The 18,067-nt window shown below is 28.0% G+C and carries 12 protein-coding genes; 7 read left to right on the top strand and 5 right to left on the bottom strand.

Translation table 11 applies throughout. The annotated features are described in order from the left end of the window. The first annotated feature begins 5 nt into the window (after nucleotides 1-5). From KO506_RS05640 to KO506_RS05630, 3 genes are all read left to right on the top strand, one after another. Nucleotides 6-749, top strand: coding sequence for a hypothetical protein (locus tag KO506_RS05640; protein ID WP_215993921.1), 744 nt, complete (start codon nucleotides 6-8; stop codon nucleotides 747-749). Continuing rightward, on the top strand, nucleotides 749-2,026 hold the full coding sequence (locus tag KO506_RS05635; RefSeq protein ID WP_215993920.1) for an outer membrane protein assembly factor: 1,278 nt from the start codon (nucleotides 749-751) through the stop codon (nucleotides 2,024-2,026). The genes KO506_RS05640 and KO506_RS05635 overlap by 1 nt, the downstream gene beginning before the upstream one ends. A 69-nt stretch (nucleotides 2,027-2,095) precedes the next feature. Continuing rightward, nucleotides 2,096-2,821, top strand: a complete 726-nt coding sequence (locus tag KO506_RS05630) for a metallophosphoesterase family protein (RefSeq protein WP_215993919.1) — start codon at nucleotides 2,096-2,098, stop codon at nucleotides 2,819-2,821. A 323-nt stretch (nucleotides 2,822-3,144) separates the two neighbouring features. Here the strand turns inward: KO506_RS05630 and KO506_RS05625 are convergent, their stop codons facing one another. Genes KO506_RS05625 through mfd form a run of 3 tightly spaced genes read right to left on the bottom strand, consistent with a single transcriptional unit; the run spans nucleotide 3,145 to nucleotide 9,647 of the window. Further along, complete coding sequence (locus KO506_RS05625; RefSeq protein WP_215993918.1) at nucleotides 3,145-4,002, bottom strand: DMT family transporter; 858 nt, start codon at nucleotides 4,000-4,002, stop codon at nucleotides 3,145-3,147. A gap of 18 nt (nucleotides 4,003-4,020) precedes the next feature. Next, nucleotides 4,021-6,303 (bottom strand): hypothetical protein, encoded by a 2,283-nt coding sequence (locus tag KO506_RS05620; RefSeq protein WP_215993917.1) that lies wholly within the window; start codon nucleotides 6,301-6,303, stop codon nucleotides 4,021-4,023. 11 nt (nucleotides 6,304-6,314) lie between these two features. Beyond that, complete coding sequence (mfd, locus tag KO506_RS05615) at nucleotides 6,315-9,647, bottom strand: transcription-repair coupling factor (protein ID WP_215993916.1); 3,333 nt, start codon at nucleotides 9,645-9,647, stop codon at nucleotides 6,315-6,317. A gap of 125 nt (nucleotides 9,648-9,772) precedes the next feature. On the opposite strand from mfd, the gene KO506_RS05610 reads away from it, so the two are divergent. After that, nucleotides 9,773-10,369, top strand: coding sequence for a hypothetical protein (locus tag KO506_RS05610; RefSeq protein WP_215993915.1), 597 nt, complete (start codon nucleotides 9,773-9,775; stop codon nucleotides 10,367-10,369). On the opposite strand, the gene KO506_RS05605 is transcribed toward KO506_RS05610, so the two are convergent. Beyond that, on the bottom strand, nucleotides 10,366-10,848 hold the full coding sequence (locus KO506_RS05605) for a thioredoxin family protein (protein WP_215993914.1): 483 nt from the start codon (nucleotides 10,846-10,848) through the stop codon (nucleotides 10,366-10,368). The two genes, KO506_RS05610 and KO506_RS05605, sit on opposite strands and share 4 nt — an antisense overlap. Nucleotides 10,849-10,857: 9 nt before the next feature. Next, nucleotides 10,858-13,092, bottom strand: coding sequence for a TonB-dependent receptor (locus KO506_RS05600; protein WP_215993913.1), 2,235 nt, complete (start codon nucleotides 13,090-13,092; stop codon nucleotides 10,858-10,860). A gap of 98 nt (nucleotides 13,093-13,190) precedes the next feature. Between KO506_RS05600 and KO506_RS05595 the strand changes: the two genes are divergently transcribed. The 3 genes from KO506_RS05595 to KO506_RS17185 all read left to right on the top strand — a co-directional run bounded on the left by KO506_RS05595 (nucleotide 13,191) and on the right by KO506_RS17185 (nucleotide 17,883). Beyond that, on the top strand, nucleotides 13,191-13,847 hold the full coding sequence (locus KO506_RS05595; protein ID WP_215993912.1) for a metal-dependent transcriptional regulator: 657 nt from the start codon (nucleotides 13,191-13,193) through the stop codon (nucleotides 13,845-13,847). Further along, a complete protein-coding gene (locus tag KO506_RS05590; RefSeq protein WP_215993911.1) occupies nucleotides 13,844-14,680 on the top strand; it encodes a ZIP family metal transporter in 837 nt (278 codons plus the stop codon). Before KO506_RS05595 ends, KO506_RS05590 begins: the two co-directional genes overlap by 4 nt. A 77-nt stretch (nucleotides 14,681-14,757) precedes the next feature. Further along, nucleotides 14,758-17,883 (top strand): UvrD-helicase domain-containing protein, encoded by a 3,126-nt coding sequence (locus tag KO506_RS17185; RefSeq protein ID WP_215993910.1) that lies wholly within the window; start codon nucleotides 14,758-14,760, stop codon nucleotides 17,881-17,883. Nucleotides 17,884-18,067: the final 184 nt, after the last annotated feature.

The raw sequence follows: 18,067 nt of genomic DNA, 5'->3' as shown, positions 1-18,067 counted from the left end.
TTTTTATGAAATTAAAATATCTTCTTTTTCTTCTTATAACGATATCCTTTTTATTTTCTTGTTCAGAAGATAATGATATTACAACACCAAGAAACTTAGAAGAATATATTAATGTCAATTCTGGTAGAGAATTAGATGAAGTAATTGCATGTGCAGCAAGTGCAGATGGTAGTACAAGTACAACCTATATTTTTTATTATCCTATAGATGGAGCTACAGATATTAGGTATTACGAAACAGAAGCTACAGATGTAGATGAAAATGATTTTTCCAATTACAGAAGAGAAGCCTTAACTTCTAGCGATGTTTTTGGCGGAAAACTACAACAGTTTACTAGATCAGATTCAGAAGAAGCTTGGTGTATTGTTACGTATTTAACAGATGGTAAATTACATAAATCGAATCCTATTCGTTTAAAAAATGATACGAATTCAACAGTTTGGGAAGAAGAGGTAACTATAGATCAAACAGAAAGTTTAATGCCAAAATTTACTTGGTCTGACTTTGATACCACAGATAATGCCATTTATTTTCAGGTTATTTCTGATGAAGATGATGAATTTATTTCTGGTACTTATACTTACGATCAATATTTTCAATTTTACGATACAAGCAATGTTGTATTAAATATTAATACAACAACACCAGAAGATTTAGTAGCAGATGCTACGTATAATTTTACACTTATGGCTGTAAGTGAAGATAATTGGGTAAATTTGGTGATAGAAAATTCGTTTATAGCCCAATAATGACATTGAGAAAATTTCTCTTCTTTTTATTTTTTTTAGGATGCTCTGCAGTTATTTTATCACAAGAAAAACAAATTGTATCTCTAAAAATTAACGGTGCAAAAAAGGTGAATATTCCTTTTTTAAAATCAATCATAACATCAAAAGAAGGGCAACCTTTAGATTCAATTACTTTAGAGAAAGATATTGTTCTTTTAAAACGATTACCAGCAATTGGTCACGCTTATTATCAAGTATTTTATTCAGATAAAAACTTATATAATGTTTTTATTTACATCGAAGAAAATTATACCATTTTACCCAATATAAATCTATGGACAGCCACAAACAATCAGTTTTCCTATAAATTAGGTTTGTACGATTATAATTTTTTAGGCAGAAACATCACTTTTGGTGGCTTTTATCAAAACAATGGTTTCGATTCTTATGCCATCAATTTTAAAGCCCCAAACCTGTTTTCAAAAAAATGGGGTTTGGCTCTAAATCACCAAAACTGGAAAAGCGAAGAACCGCTTTATTTTAAAAATCAATCTGCTAATTATCTTTACAATAATATTTCTGTAGAAGCCTTGGGCTTGTATCAAATTAACCTAAAACATGAAATTAATTTTGGTGTAAACTTATTTAAAGAAAAATATCAATATTTATCAGGAGCCACAGATCCAGCAATTCCGCAAAAATTGGACTTAAACAAAGCTTTGCTTAAAATGGTGTATTCTTTTGATAGTTTAGACTATTTTTATCAATACATAAGTGGTTTTAAAAGTATTTTATACGCACAATATGTAATTACAGAAAACGACTTTCAAAACGATTTTTATATTTTTTGGAATGATTTTTTTTATTTTAAAAGAATAAAAGAAAAAGGTAATTGGGCAAACAGGTTACGTTTTGGCTTAGCATCTAACGAAAACACGCCATTTGCTCCATTTGCAGTAGATAATAATTTAAACTTAAGAGGTGTAGGAATTTTGGTAGATAGAGGTACAGGTATTTTTGTGCTAAACACAGAATACAGACACACAGTTTACGACAAAAAATGGTTGGCAATACAAACTAATGTTTTTACAGATTTTGGTTCTTGGAGAGATCCAGGAGGTGAATTTAATGACTTTTTTAGAAGCGAAATTATCAGAATTTATTCAGGAGTTGGTTTACGTTTTATCAGTAAAAAAATATACAATGCAACCTTTAGAATCGATTATGGTTTTAGTGTTATAAATCATAGAGGTCAATCTAAAGGAGGTTTGGTTTTCGGAATTGGACAGTATTTTTAATAATAATTTAATGTCAATTATTTTAGTTTTAGCAAAAACAAGTTAGTTTTGTTCAATTAAAAAAATACAATGAGAACATTTGCAATTGGAGATATTCATGGAGGTTTAAAAGCACTTACCCAAGTACTAAATCAATTAGAACTTAAAGACGGAGATAAAATTATCTTTATGGGAGATTATGTAGATGGCTGGAGTGAATCTGCACAAGTTGTGGATACTTTAATCGATTTATCCAATAAAATAGACTGTATTTTTATAAAAGGGAATCATGATGTTTGGTGCGAAGATTGGCTAAAAAACGATACTGTAAACCCTTCTTGGTATATGCATGGAGGCAAAGAAACTATGGAGAGTTACCACGATTTTTCTATAGCAGAAAAAAAGGAGCATATTGCTTTTTTCGAAAATGCCAAAATGTATTATTTAGATAACAATAACAGACTTTTTTTACATGCAGGTTTTACATCTATGCATGGTGTAGAAAAAGAACCTTTTCAGAAAACATTTTGCTTAGACAGAACTTTGTGGGAAATGGCTGTTTCTATGGATAAAAATATTGCTAAAGACACCTCATTTTATCCTAAAAGGTTGCAACATTATAAAGAAATTTATATTGGCCACACACCAACTACAAATTACGGAATACCTACACCAGTAAACATTGCAAATCTTTGGAATATAGATACTGGAGCTGCATTTAAAGGTAAAATTACTGCCATAAATATCGATACCAAAGCTTATTTTCAGAGTGATAATTTGCCAGGATTATATCCTAATGAAAAAGGTAGAAACTAATAGCATCAGTATAAAAATATTCTCTTTTTGTAGCTATTTCCTGCTTTCACTACTCGCTTTTTTGTGAATAACAAAAAGAGCTCAAACAAGTCGTTCAATCAGGGCTAAACTTGTTTGTTGGCTTTTTTACTAAAAACATAATAACTAGATTCTTTAAAAACAAAAAAAGGTGTAAAAACAAATCTTACACCTTTCTTTCTTGAATATATTTTTGGCCTTACCAAGCACCAATATTTATGGTGATTAATTGCATGAACAATAAAAAAAGTTGAAATATAAAACGAAAATTACATTATTGATTGACATCAAAAAAAAAGTAAAAATTATTTTCTACTTCTAAAGCTTTCTATAATTACTGTAGATAATATTAAACAACCACCAATAAAAGTATTAAAACTAGGTATTTCATTCACAAACAGGTAGGCCATTATTATACCAAAAATTGGTTGTACACTGCTAATAATACTAGTTGTTGTTGCAGAAAAATGCTTTAAAGACTTTACCATTAAAGTATGTCCAATAGCTGTAGTTAATAAAGCTACCAATAGTAATAAAGGTAGTTGATTGACTGCATTAGAAAAATCACTAAAAAATAAAGTAGGTATTAATAAAACAGTAACTACAATCATTTGATAGTACATTAGTAGACTGCTATCGTATTTTGTAACTTCTTTTTTTACCATTAAATTTCTAAGCGCATAAAAGAAGGCAGAAAGTATTCCGAATAAAATCCCTTTTAATTCATTGTTTTCTAAGGAAAATTCTGGCACTAAAATATAGACTCCAATTAAAACTAAAATAGCTAAAAAAATATGCACTATGTTTATTCTTTTTTTACTAATAAAAGGTTCTATAAAAGCTGTAATTACAGGAAAAGTATAAATAGATAACATGCCCAGTGCAACATTAGAGAGTTTTAATGCGTAAAAATAAGTTACCCAATGTGCACCCATTAAAAAACCACCTATTAAAAAAGAAATTTTATCTTTTGTTGTTTTTATTTTAAAATCTACTTTTTTGTATTTACAAAAAACAAACATTAAAATTGATGCTATAAAAGCCCTACATAAAATAATGGCTTCTGCTGGCATTGCTATATACCTGCCTAAAACACCAGAAGTACTTACAAATAGCGTTGCTAAAAGTAAAATGGATAAATTTTTTGCGTGTTGATTTTGCACTAATTTGTTTTGATAGGTTTAATTAAATTGGTAACCTCTTACAATTTTATTAATAAGTGAGCCTTTGTTAGTAATACCTTGAAAACATAAAATAATATTATTTGAAGTTATATCTATATCCTTATTTAATTTAAAAACAATTGTATTCTTATTTTCTTGAGGTTTCAAAATTGGTTTCCAATCTAGTTCTTTAACTTCATTTGTATTTTCGTATTCCAAAAAATTAGCAGAATATTTTTTACTTCTATCATACCCATCTTTTATGATAAACTTTTTAGATAAATCTTTCAGGTCTAGTTTGTAGTTTGTATTTGTAAATACTTGAATTATGCATACTTTACCACTTCTAATTGCTAAATCTTCTATTTCGCTCATTTTTAATGAAGTTGAAGATAATTTATAAGATGGTATTTTTTCACCATCTATAAGTAAAATTCCTTCCTTACTTCTAACCATTAAATAATCCTCAACACCTTTCCAATTAGCTATTCTAACCTCTTCTTTCTCAAATAGAAATTTCATTAAATCTGTTTCTCTTTCTTTATAGTAATTATCTATTTTTATTGGCTTATAAAGAGACACATGATTAATTGAATTTCTATATTTTTTATGAAACTTGTTTTTTTCATTTTCTATTTTATTCATTAATTTTGCTTTTACCTTTACTTCATCCAATTTTATAAATGTTGAATCAACAAAGAAAAAATCATTTTCTTTTTGTTTATTATTATTTCTTGTCAGACATGTTATTTTAGGATAAGTAAAAGGTTTAATAGTATCTAGAGTAATTTTTTTTGGTAAAATCGCCTCGTTGTTTTTCATAAAAGACATTTTAATAGTATCTCCTTTATAAACAGATAATCTTTTGAATTCAAAATTTTTATTACTATTTAAACTTATTTTATGTATTAACTGGTTTTTATTAGAAATTAAAGCTAATTCATTAGATAAAATAATGTTTATTTTTCCTTTTAGTTTTACTCCAAATTCAAAAGAATATTTATAATTAGGATTTAAATCTTGTAGAAAATCATTTAATTTAATATTCCTTTTCTGTTGAGTTAATAATACTAGATCTATGAAATTCAAATTATCTTCATTTGAAAAATGTTTTATACAATTATTAATATATGGCATAAAATTAAATGAATCTTCAATAGTATTATTTGGTTTGAACTTAAAATGTTTATCAGAAAGAACTGAAAGACTTAGGCTTGCTTGTAGGTTGGTTTTCCTTTTATCTAATACTTCTAAGCTGTAAGTAATGGAATCTAAACTCTCAGATAATTTTTTAATTTTTATGGTATTACTATTGCCTTCGTTTTTAATATAAAACTTTCTTTGTGATATAGATTCTTCATTTTTAAATACGGTTAATGTATTTACTCCATCAAAAAAAATATCTTTAGCTATTCTTATTTCTTTTTCTTCATTTTGTTTATGAAATGGTAGTTCAAAATAACCTATAATTTCGCTCTTTCTATGAAATAAGAAATAATAATTATTTTTATTGATGTTTTGCAGATGTGACCTAAAAACAATTTTTACAGAATCTTTAGTGTTTTTTAGATTAAAAATAACGCCATTTTGTTTTGGTAAAGGAATTTCTTTCTTCAATACAGTATCCTTTAAAAAAAGGTTGATATAATATTTTTTATTTTCATCATAAAGAAATGAAGTTTTAGATATACCATCGAATACTGACTTAAATTTTGATATTGTTTTAGATTTATCATCAATTAATTCACCTTTATAACTAATGGTATTTTCATTATTTTTTAATTTTATTCCAATTGTATTTTCTACACCTAATAAAAAACTACCTCCTTCAGGAAACAATTCAATATCAAAATTATCTTCTTTAAAGGATTTAGATTTAACGTTAATTATGTTAATTTTTTTAATGAAATAGTTTTCACTAAAATTTCTCATATAATTAGTGTAGGCTTGAATGTAATAATGTTTGCTATTTATTGGATATGGTAAGCTTATTTGATTTATCCCTTCACCATTTTTTATAAACACCTTTTTTGATACAATAATATTTCCTTTATCGTCTAGAAGGTTAACGTATAATAGAGTTGTATTTTTAGATGCTCTATTATCTTTATTTACAACATATGCTTTAAACCATATAATATCATTATACGAGTATTTTTCTTTGTTTGTGTGAATGAATACCTTTTCATATAATAAATTGTTTTCTTGAATTGGTTTTATAACATTTTGAACAAAATTATTTTGTGAAATTAAATTTATACTTTTTAATAAAATTATTAGTAAAAAAACTTTTTTTATCATTTTAGTTAAAATTAAACATTTTCTAAGGTTTCTAAAGCTTTTTTTACAGAATCAATCTTAATAAAAGTAATCATTAAACGCAAACCAGATTTTGTTTGTTTTTCTTTCATAACACAACTTTTCGGATTGTGTTGAACGTATTTTAGCATTCTAGAAAAAGCTTCTGTTTGGTAAAAATCACTTTGTTGATTGGCAACAAAATACCCAATCATTCTTTTTTGTTTTAAGATGATTTTTTCTAAACCTAAATCTTTTGCCAACCATTTTATACGTACAGAATCTAATAAATCTTCAACTTTAGTTGGTATTTCTCCAAACCTATCTGTAATTTCAGATTCAAAAACTTGTAATTCTTTTTCTTCTTTTAAAGTACCTAGTTTGTTGTATAGTGCTAATCTTTCTGTAATAGAATTTATATAATCATCAGGAAAAAGGATTTCAAAATCAGTATCTATTTGTACTTCTTTTACATACTCTTTTGGTTTAGAATTATCTTCTGGATACAGTTCTTTAAACTCATTTTCTTTCAACTCTTCAATAGCTTCTTGTAATATTTTTTGATAAGTATCAAACCCAATATCATTTATAAACCCACTTTGTTCACCACCTAATAAATCTCCTGCACCACGAATTTCTAAATCTTTCATAGCAATGTTAATTCCACTTCCTAAATCAGAAAATAACACCAAAGCTTCAATACGTTTTCTGGCATCATCTGTCATCATATGATAAGGAGGTGTTATAAAATAACAGAAAGCTTTTTTGTTAGATCTACCAACTCTTCCTCGCATTTGATGCAAGTCAGACAAACCAAAATTATTTGCATTGTTAATAAAAATAGTATTTGCATTGGGTACATCTAAACCACTTTCTATAATGGTTGTAGATACTAGAACATCAAAATCACCAGCCATAAACCCAAGCATTAATTCCTCAAGTTTTTTACCTTCCATTTGTCCATGGCCAATTCCTATTTTTGCAGATGGAACCAATCTTTGTAATAAACCAGCAACTTCTTTAATGTTTTCGATTCTATTGTGGATAAAGAAAACTTGTCCTCCTCTAGAAACTTCGTAAGAAATTGCATCACGAATAGTTTCTTCAGAAAAACGAATCACATTACTGTCTATTGGATGTCTGTTTGGTGGTGCTGTTTTTATGACAGACAAATCTCTGGCAGCCATTAAACTAAATTGTAAAGTTCTTGGAATTGGAGTAGCAGTAAGGGTTAAAGTATCAACATTTTCTTTTAAAGTTTTTAGTTTGTCTTTTACAGCAACACCAAACTTTTGCTCTTCATCAATAATTAAAAGCCCTAAATCTTTAAATTTTATACGCTGATTGGTTAATTGATGTGTACCAATAATAATATCAACTTCGCCATTATTTACGCCATCAATTGCAATGGTTTTTTGTTTTGCAGTTCTAAATCTATTTAGATAATCAATCTTTATTGGAAAATCTTTTAACCTTTCTGAAAACGTTTTGTAATGCTGAAAAGCTAAAATTGTAGTTGGTACTAAAATGGCAACTTGCTTACCATTATCTACTGCTTTAAAAGCAGCTCTTACAGCAACTTCAGTTTTACCAAAACCAACATCACCACAAACCAATCTATCCATGGGTTGTTCTTTTTCCATATCATTTTTTACATCTTGTGTGGCTGTAAATTGATCTGGAGTATCTTCGTACATAAAACTACCTTCTAATTCGTGTTGTATGTGAGTGTCTGGACCAAAAGCAAAGCCTTTTTGTAGTTTTCTTTTGGCATATAACTGAATTAAATTAAAAGCAATGTGTTTAACTCTCGCTTTTGTTTTTTGTTTTATTTTTTTCCAAGCACCAGATCCTAATTTATAAATTTTAGGTGCTTTACCATCCTTACCATTAAATTTTGATATTTTATGAAGCGAGTGTATACTTACATATAAAATATCGCGTTCGCCGTAAATTAATTTAATAGCTTCTTGTTTATTGCCTTGAACATCAATTTTTTGCAAACCACCAAACTTTCCAATTCCATGATCCATATGCGTTACATAGTCGCCAATTTCAAGCTTATTTAATTCTTGAAGAGTAATAGCTTGCTTTTTGGCGTAGCCATTTTTTAGTCGGAATTTATGATAGCGTTCAAAAATTTGATGATCTGTATAACAAACTAATTTACGATCTACATCTACAAAACCTTGATAAAGAGGAAAAACAACAGTTTCGTAATGGACTCCTTGTTCTGCATCATCAAAAATATCATGAAAACGTTTGGCTTGCTGTTCGTTAGCGCAAAAAATATAATTGGTAAAACCAGCTTTGTGATATTCCTCTAAATTATCAATTAATAAATTGAATTGTTTGTTAAAAGAGGGTTGAGGTTGTGTATTAAAAACAATATCAGATTTTTCATCAGAATTGGAATTTCCAAAATTTATCAATGTAAAATCTTGCAATTGATTTTTAATGAAATTACCATCACAAAATAATTCAGACGGTTTTGCGTGCTTAATTTCTTTGGATAATTCTTTAAATGCAACATCAGCTTTGCTAAAAAATTTGTCGAGGCTATTAGAAAGTAATTCTGTGTTTTTTGTAAAAATGATGGTTTTTGATGATATGTACTTTAAAAAACTTTCTCTTTTTTCTTGCAATGCCTTGTTTTCTACATTTGGCATTATCGAAACTTTTTTCAGTTTTTCTTTGGATAATTGAGTTTCTACATCAAAAGTTCTGATACTGTCAATTTCATCACCAAAAAATTCAATTCTGTAAGGTTCATCATTAGAAAAAGAAAAAACATCTATTATTCCACCTCTTACAGAGAAATCTCCAGGTTCTGTAACAAAATCTACACGTTTAAATTTGTATTCGAATAAAACTTCGTTTACAAAATCTAGCGATAAATTATCGCTAACTGCAATTTTTAAGGTGTTTTTGTCTAGTTCTGTTTTAGTTACTACTTTTTCGAATAATGCAGTTGGGTAAGTTACAATTACAGCTGGTTTTTTGCGAGAATTTATTCTGTTTAATACCTCTGAACGTAACAATACATTGGCATTGTCGGTTTCTTCTATTTGGTAGGGTCTTCTGTAAGAACCAGGATAAAAAAGTACATTTTTATCACCTAAAAGTTGCTCTAAATCATTTAAATAATAAGCGGCTTCTTCTTTATCATTAAAAATTAAAAGATAAGGCTTATCTGCACTTTTAAAAGTTTCAGAAATAATAAAAGACAATGAAGACCCAACCAAATTCGTTATTTGAAAATGGTTATTGTCTTGTTGAAGGGCTGTAATGATCTGCGAAACACTCGCAGATTTTTGATATTGATTTACAATGTTCTGCTTACTCAACGTAAAATGTTTTTACAAATGTAGGTTTCTTAACCTAGAAAAAACAGCAGATAAAGACATTTTATGCATTATTATAATATATTTGTAAGAAAAGAAGTTATGAATACGAACAAAACCCTGAGATTATGAAATTTAAAATTTTAATTCTGTTAATTTTTGTACTACTAATTAAAAGTAATGTTAGTGCTCAAGATGCAAATAATAAATGGGCAATTGGTGTAGGTGCTGCAGGTTTACTTTATTCTGAAGAAGATGGCTCTTCTGTTGGATTTAGATATTCTGATCAGTTTCCTAGATTTACATTGGCTACTTATGCATTTACGAATATCACTTTATCTGCTGCAATTTCAACATCTAGAAATGAAGGAATACAGTACACAACCTTTGATGGTGATATTAGGTACGATTTTGGAACATCAGAAAATACGCTTTCTATTTATGCTTTATTAGGAGGTAGTTTGGTAGATACAAAAGATTATTTAGCTCCGTTTATTAATGTTGGTGGAGGTGGAACTCTTTGGCTTTCTGATAGATTTGGATTAAATGGGCAAGCCATGTACAAAATAAATTACTATGGTTTACAGAGCCAAGGATCACATATTTATGTTGGTGGTGCTATTGTTTACCGTTTTTCACTTTCTGGTGGTGGAGGTAGCTCATCTAGCAGAAGTAGAATTAAAAGAGATACAGGTAGAAAACGTATTTGGGAGATGAAGCATTAGTGGTTAAGATAACTCTCTAATATTTTTTTTATTTTTTTACTGTTGATAAAACTATCAACCTGAACATCTATTTCAAATTTTGAATTTAGAATTGTTGTTGTTGGGTAACTTATTTTACCTTCTATTGATGCCAATTCTTTAGCTAGTTGATGTGTTCCTGTTTTATTTCCTGAAGGTTTGTAAACAAATGTTTTGCTAAAAAAAGTGATGTCTTTTTTTTCTTCTCCATTTAATTTGATAAAATAAAAATGCTTATTTAAAAGTGAAATAACTTTATCGTTTTTAAAAGTGGTTTTTTTCATTCCTTCACAGATCTTACACCAATCTGTATAGATGAAAATAAATAAAGGCTTGGGATTGCTTTTTTGCAAACTTTCAACTTCAGAAAACGAATATTCTTTTAGTTTAATTTCTGAGTGTTGAGCTTTTAAGGCAAAACATCCGAAGAAAAAAATAATAATTAGAACTTTACTTTTCATCTATTTTAATTAAAAGATTGTGTAACGTAAACCTATAAATGCTCTAATTCCTTGGTTTGATGCATAAACATAACTTGGGTCAAAAGTTAAAGCATCTGGATCATTTGGGTCTACTTGCTTGTCAAAAGGATCAAAAGCTCTTGAAATACTATTTGCTGCTGGTGTAAAATTTAATAAATTTTTCACTCCACCATAAACCTCAAAACTATTAGTAAACTTTTTAGATAATTGAATGTTTTGTATGCTATACCAAGGTGAATATTCGTCTCTTAAATCATTAGGCCCTAATAATGGCAGTCGCATTGAACCATATAAATTCCCTGTATAATCTAGTTTAAAATCATTATTAAAACGATAAGAAATAGACCAAACTCCGCTAAAACTTTCAGTTAATAATTGTCTCGTTTTAATATCATTTTCAGTTATAGAAACATCCATTAAAGTAGCACCTAAATTAATTGATAAACCATTTGTAAAAAGTATATCTGAATTTAAAGAAATTCCTTTAGAAACTGAATATCCATCTAAATTAGCATAAATAATTTTGTTTACATCTGTTTCGTAATCAGGTAGTATTCTGTTGTTAAAGTATGTGTAAAAAGCGCTTGCATCTAAAGTGATAAATGAGTTTTCAGTATTTATTTTCTTTACAAAATTAAGATTTACATTCCACGAAGTTTCAGGGTCTAAATCGCCATCAAACTCAACTTCTCTAGCACCAGTTAACGCTGCATGATCTTCTGTAAAAACGTTGGCAACTCTAAAACCATTACCAATACTTGCTCTAAAAATGTTCGAATTGTTTCTAGAATTCCATTTATAATTAATTCTTGGCGAAAAGATATTTCCATGTAAACTATTATGATCCCATCTTGCACCTAATAGTAATTTTTTACGTTTGCTTAAACTAATTTCATCTTGTAAAAAAATACCAGGTAAATGAATTATAGAGGGTTTATTTGTAATTCCATCATCTTCATAAGTTGCAAAAGTATTGTCATCATAAGAAGTGTATCTATAAGCTAAACCTAATAAAATATCGTGAGTTTCTTTAATCTGTTTATTGTAGACCAATTGACCAAATGCAATGAATTGTTCAGCATCATAAGCATCAGTTCCGTAAAAAGAATCTTGATAATGCCCATTTGCACTAAATTGAAAATTAATATTTTTTACAGTTGGTAGTTGATATGTACCAAAAAGCTCCCATCTGTTTGTGTAAATACTTTCTCCGTATTTTATGTCTGTTCCTCTAAATTCATGTTCCCAATCTAATTCTCCTCCCCATCTGTCTTCATAAACATATCTCCCAGCAATTGTAAAAACCTTATTACTTTTTCGCTCAATATTAATTTTATTGAATAGTGATATTCTATTTTGAAGTGTTAAATCTGTAAAATTATCGTTGTTATTATCAATTCTATTTTGAAAATTAAAATAATTAAGACCTAATAATCCTTGAGTTTTTTCTGATAATTGATAACGTAAACCCAAGTCTGTATTTACTTCTCCCCAAGAACTTACAAAAGTATTTGTTGTTAGTTTTGGTGAATTTGATGGTTTTTTTGTGATTATATTTATAATTCCACCAACAGCTTCAGAGCCATATAAAGTAGATGCAGGTCCTTTAACAACTTCTACTCTTTCTATTAAAGCTTGCGGAATTCCTGTTAAACCATAAACTGTTGATAAACCACTTACAATAGGCATTCCATCAATTAAAACAAAAGTATAAGGGCCTTCTAAACCATTGATGTGAATATCTCCAGTATTACAAACATTACAATTTAATTGTGGTCTTACTCCATTTACATTTTGTAACGATTCAAAAACAGAAGGAGTAGGGTTTTTCTTAAAAAAAGCCTCACTATACACTTCTACAGGTACAGGGCTTGCTGTTTTAGAAACAGGCCTTAAAGTACCAGAAACTACAATCTCATCTAAAGAATTATCATCAGACAAAGTGATGTTTTTAATTAATTTCTGATTGTTTTTAAGTGTAATTTTTAGTGATTTTGTTTGATAACCAATGCTACTAACAATTAATGTGTAAATTCCTTTTTCTATGTTTTTTAACTCGTAAAACCCTTTTTCGTTGGATGAAGTTCCGAATTTAGTTTTCTTTAAATAGATGTTTGCAAACGGAATATCATCACCATTTTTTGTTGTTATTTTCCCAGTTATAGTTTGGCTAAATATGTTATTTGTTGCGAGAAAAATAAGTACGATTATTAAGTTCTTCATTTTTGAATTTTAAGCAAATATAAAATAATTTTTAGACTTGTCTAAAAATTATTTTAAATAAATCAAAATTTACTATATTTGTAATCTAAATTAAATTGATGTTTAGTCAGTCTGAAGAAAATTACATAAAAACCATTTATCATTTAGAAACGATTTCTAATAAAGGAATTAGTACAAATGCTATTGCTAAAAAGTTAGAAACAAAAGCTTCTTCTGTTTCTGATATGATTAAAAAATTATCAGAAAAAGAATTGGTTGTTTATAAAAAATATCAAGGAGTTAAATTAACTCCTTTTGGTAAAAAAAATGCAGCCAATATAGTTCGTAAACATAGACTTTGGGAAGTTTTTTTAGTAGATAAACTTAATTTTTCTTGGGATGAGGTACATGAGGTTGCAGAACAGCTAGAACATATAAAATCTCCTAAATTAATAAATCAGTTAGATGCTTTGTTGGGTTTTCCTACACATGATCCTCATGGAGATCCAATACCAGATAAGGATGGAAATTTAAATGTTATCGATAAAATTTTATTATCATCATTATTAAAAACTGAAACTGGAGTTTGTGTTGGTGTAGATGATTCTTCATCAGAATTTTTACAATTTTTAGATAAAAAAGGCATTACCTTAGGTAAAAAAATAAAAGTTTTAGAAAAAGAAGATTACGACGATTCTTTAACTATAACAATAGAAAATCAAAAACTATCTATTTCTAATAAAATAGCCAATAATATATACATTAAAAAGTTATGAATACATTCGATCAATTAGTTGATTTTGGTAAAGAACATCCAATTCAAGCAGCATTTTATGCCTCACTTTTTACTTGGGGTTTAACAGCTTTAGGAGCAGCTTTAGTGTTCTTTTTTAAAAAATTAAACAGAGCTGTTTTAGATGGAATGCTTGGTTTTACAGGAGGTGTAATGGTTGCAGCCAGTTTTTGGAGTTTACTCTCGCCAGCTATAGAAAATAGTCCTGGAGAAGGTTTTGTAAAAGTTATACCAGCAGCAATTGGTTTTGCATTGGGTGCTTTATCTCTTTTTGGTATGGATAAAATTTTACCTCATTTACACATCAATTTTAAAGAAAATGAAGCAGAAGGAGTTAAAACAGAATTACATAGATCTACATTGTTGGTTTTGGCAATTACATTGCATAATATTCCAGAAGGTTTGGCTGTTGGTGTTTTATTTGGTGCAGCATCAACTTTAGTTGGTGTAGAGCAAACAGAAATGATTATTGCTGCAATTTCTTTAGCAATCGGAATTGGAATCCAGAATTTCCCAGAAGGTTTTGCAGTTGCAATGCCTTTAAGAAGGCAGGGAGTTAGTCGACTTAAAAGTTTTTGGTATGGGCAATTATCTGCAGTTGTAGAACCAATGGCAGCAGTTTTAGGAGCTTTGGCAGTATCATTTTTTACACCAATTTTACCTTATGCTTTAGCTTTTGCTGCAGGAGCAATGATTTTTGTGGTTGTAGAAGAAGTAATTCCAGAAACACAAAGAGATAAATATACAGATATTGCTACACTAGGTTTTATTGGTGGTTTTATTGTAATGATGTCTTTAGATGTTGGTTTAGGATAAAATTTAAAAGAAACAAAATATTACAAAAGCCAAACAGATTCTGTTTGGCATTTTGTATTTTGCAATAAAATTATTCTGTGCAACAAATAGCAACTTTTCAAGTTTATAATGCTTCTGCAGGAAGTGGAAAAACCTTTACTTTAGTAAAAGAATATCTTAAAGTTTTATTAAGCTCTGAAGATATTTTCACTTTTCAAAAAGTATTAGCAATTACTTTTACCAATAAAGCAGCTGGTGAAATGAAAGAGCGTGTTTTGGCTAATTTAGAAGATTTTTCTGAAGGCGTAGAAAATGATCTTTTTAAAATTATTATTGATGAAATTGCTGTTGATAAAGCTACAGTTCAAACTAGAAGTAAAAAGATTTTAGATGTAATTCTTCAAAATTATTCTGCATTTTCTATAACTACGATTGATAGTTTTACACATAAAATAATTAAAAGTTTTGCTTATGATTTAGGGCTGTCTCTAAATTTTGAAGTAGAAATGGATGCAGTTTCTTTATTAAATGAAGCTGTAGATGTTTTAATTTCTAAAATTGGTACAGATAAAAAATTGACCAAACTTTTAATAGATTATTCTTTAGATAAAACTGATGATGATAAATCTTGGGATATTTCTAGAGATTTAAATGAGTTTGCAAAAGTATTACTTAATGAAGATGATATTAAACATTTTAGAGGTCTTGCTGATAAAAAACTAGAAGATTTTAAAAACTTAAAAACAAAATTATTTTCACATCAAAAAGAAGTGAAAGTAACTTTATCTAAAGTTGGGCAAGATTGTTTGGCTTTACTAGATGAGAATGATTTAGGTCAAAAAGATTTTTTACGAGGATCAATTCCTAAATTTTTTACAGATGTAAGTTTAAAATCGGTTGATTTTAATTTTTTATCAAGAGGAGAAACGATTGAAAAAGCGATCGAAAATCATCAATATTATTCGAAATCAACTTCGGATGCTGTTGCATCAACTATAGAAAATATTGTTCCAGAAATTATTGGTTTTTACAATCAAGCAAAAGAAATATACAGTCAGTTTTTAATGAATAAATTGGCTTTAAAAAATATAATTCCTTTAGCAGTTTTAAATAATATAAATCAAGAATTAGACAGCATAAAAGAAGAGAGTAATATTAGGTTAAATGCAGAGTTTAATCAGCTGATTTCTGATAATATTAAAGAACAACCTGCACCTTTTATTTACGAAAGAATTGGGCAGCGTTTTCAGCATTTTTTTATTGATGAAATGCAAGATACTTCTGTTTTACAATGGAGTAATTTAATCCCGTTAATAGACAACGCTTTAGCACAAGAAAAAAGTAATTTGCTGTTGGTAGGTGATGGAAAACAGGCTATTTACAGATGGAGAGGAGGAAAAGCAGAGCAATTCATTGAATTGGGTTCTGATGCAAAAAATCCTTTTCATATTAAGAAAGAAATAAAAAGTTTAGAAACTAATTTTAGGAGTTATTCTGAGGTTGTCAATTTTAATAATTCTTTTTTTCAATTCACATCTAATTTTTTAAATAATGAATCTTATAAAAATTTATTTGTTGATGGTAATAAGCAATTAGAAAATACTAAAAAAGGTGGATTTGTTTCGCTTAATTTTCTTGATAAAGAGGAGGATAAAGATGATGAGAAAATAAAATATCCGAAGAAAGTTTTAGAGAAAATAAATCAATTAAAAGATAGCTTTTCTCTTGGTGAAATTTGTGTGTTAACACGAACAAAAAAAGATGGTATTGCTGTTGCGAATTATCTTTCAGAAAACGGAGTTAATATTGTTTCGTCAGAAACTTTGCTTTTGCAAAATAGTAATAAAGTTACTTTTATTGTTGATGTTTTAAAACTTTTACAAAATCCAAATGACGAAGAAACACGTTTCGAAATATTGTACTTTTTATATCAACATTTACAAATCGAAAGTACTAAACATGTTTTCTTAAAAGAATTTGCCAAAGTAGAAAATATAGAGTTGTTTAAAGCTTTAAAAAAATACGGAATTTCTTTTGAAATACTCATTTTTAATCAATTGCCTTTTTATGAAAAAATAGAAGAAATTATTAGAAGTTTCAAACTAGTAAAATCTTCTGATGCTTATGTGCAGTTTTTCTTAGATGTTGTCTTAGAACAACAAAGAAAATCTATAGATATTAATTCATTTTTAGAACTTTGGGAACTAAAAAAAGAAAGGTTAAGTATTGTTGCTGCAGAAAGTGCAAATGCAGTTCAAATTATGACGATTCACAAATCAAAAGGTTTAGAGTTTCCTGTAGTAATTTTTCCTTGTGATGTAGATGTCTATAGACAAATAAACCCTAAAGTTTGGTTAGATGAGTTGCCTGAAAATTATGAAGGTTTCAAAGAGTTGTTAGTTGATTTTAATAAAAGTTTGGTTTCAGTAAGTACAAAGGGAGAACATATTTATCATTATCAAAGACAAGAGTTGGAACTAGATAATTTCAATTTATTGTATGTTGGTTTAACAAGAGCTGTAGAGCAATTACATATAATTACTGAGCGAAAAATATCAACAAAAGGAGAAGTAAATACAAATTTTTATTCAGGTGTTTTAATTAATTATTTAAAAGAACAGAACCTTTGGAGTAATGATAATTTAGAATACTCTTTTGGGAAAGTTATTAGAATTAGTGGTATTCAAAACGAAAATACTATTTCTCAAATTCACGAAAAATTTATTTCTACTCCTTGGCAAGAACACAATGTTGTTTTATTGGCGAATTCATCTAAATTATGGGATACAAATCAAGGAGAAGCAATTGATTTTGGGAATTTATTTCACGAGATATTATCGAAAATTTTTACAAAAAATGAAGTAGAAAAAGTGCTAAAACAATATGTTCAACAAGGTGTTATTAATGATCTTGAATCAAAATCGTTAGTTACTAAAATTAATGATGTTGTAAATCATCCAAAAATCAATAAATATTTTTCTGAAGATGTACTTGTGTATAATGAAAGGGAAATTGTTGATGTTGATAATCAAATTGTAATTCCAGATCGATTAGTTTTTGTTAATGATTCAATTGTTATTATAGACTATAAAACTGGATTTAAATCATCAAAGCATAAGCAACAACTATTAAAATATGAACAAGTTTTAAAATCCATGAGTTTTAAGGTTGATAAAAAACTACTGGTATATATAAATGATGAAATTGAAATAATAAAAGTATAATTTTTTTCAAATGTGTGATACTAAAATAAATAGTATTAATAGTCCAATAATAACTAAATTATGATGAATATGTGTTGCTAGAAAGTAGTGTGTTTCTTTAAAATTAGCTATAGGCTATTGCTTATTTAAGGTTCATAAAACTTGTGGTTTTAGTAATATTTTGTAGATTTGTCTTTGTAAATAA

It is taken from the genome of Polaribacter vadi (assembly GCF_018861005.1).
In the GTDB taxonomy this organism is placed as follows: Bacteria; Bacteroidota; Bacteroidia; order Flavobacteriales; family Flavobacteriaceae; genus Polaribacter; species Polaribacter vadi_A.
This window is presented reverse-complemented; position numbering and strand designations above follow the sequence as displayed.

Bases quoted from the DNA above. Each gene is read 5' to 3' on its own strand.
- KO506_RS05600 (WP_215993913.1), bottom strand. From the start codon at position 13,092: ATGAAGAACTTAATAATCGTACTTATTTTTCTCGCAACAAATAACATA.
- KO506_RS05630 (WP_215993919.1), top strand. From the start codon at position 2,096: ATGAGAACATTTGCAATTGGAGATATTCATGGAGGTTTAAAAGCACTT.
- KO506_RS05620 (WP_215993917.1), bottom strand. From the start codon at position 6,303: ATGATAAAAAAAGTTTTTTTACTAATAATTTTATTAAAAAGTATAAAT.
- KO506_RS05590 (WP_215993911.1), top strand. From the start codon at position 13,844: ATGAATACATTCGATCAATTAGTTGATTTTGGTAAAGAACATCCAATT.
- KO506_RS05640 (WP_215993921.1), top strand. From the start codon at position 6: ATGAAATTAAAATATCTTCTTTTTCTTCTTATAACGATATCCTTTTTA.
- KO506_RS05595 (WP_215993912.1), top strand. From the start codon at position 13,191: ATGTTTAGTCAGTCTGAAGAAAATTACATAAAAACCATTTATCATTTA.
- KO506_RS05610 (WP_215993915.1), top strand. From the start codon at position 9,773: ATGAAATTTAAAATTTTAATTCTGTTAATTTTTGTACTACTAATTAAA.
- KO506_RS05635 (WP_215993920.1), top strand. From the start codon at position 749: ATGACATTGAGAAAATTTCTCTTCTTTTTATTTTTTTTAGGATGCTCT.
- KO506_RS05605 (WP_215993914.1), bottom strand. From the start codon at position 10,848: ATGAAAAGTAAAGTTCTAATTATTATTTTTTTCTTCGGATGTTTTGCC.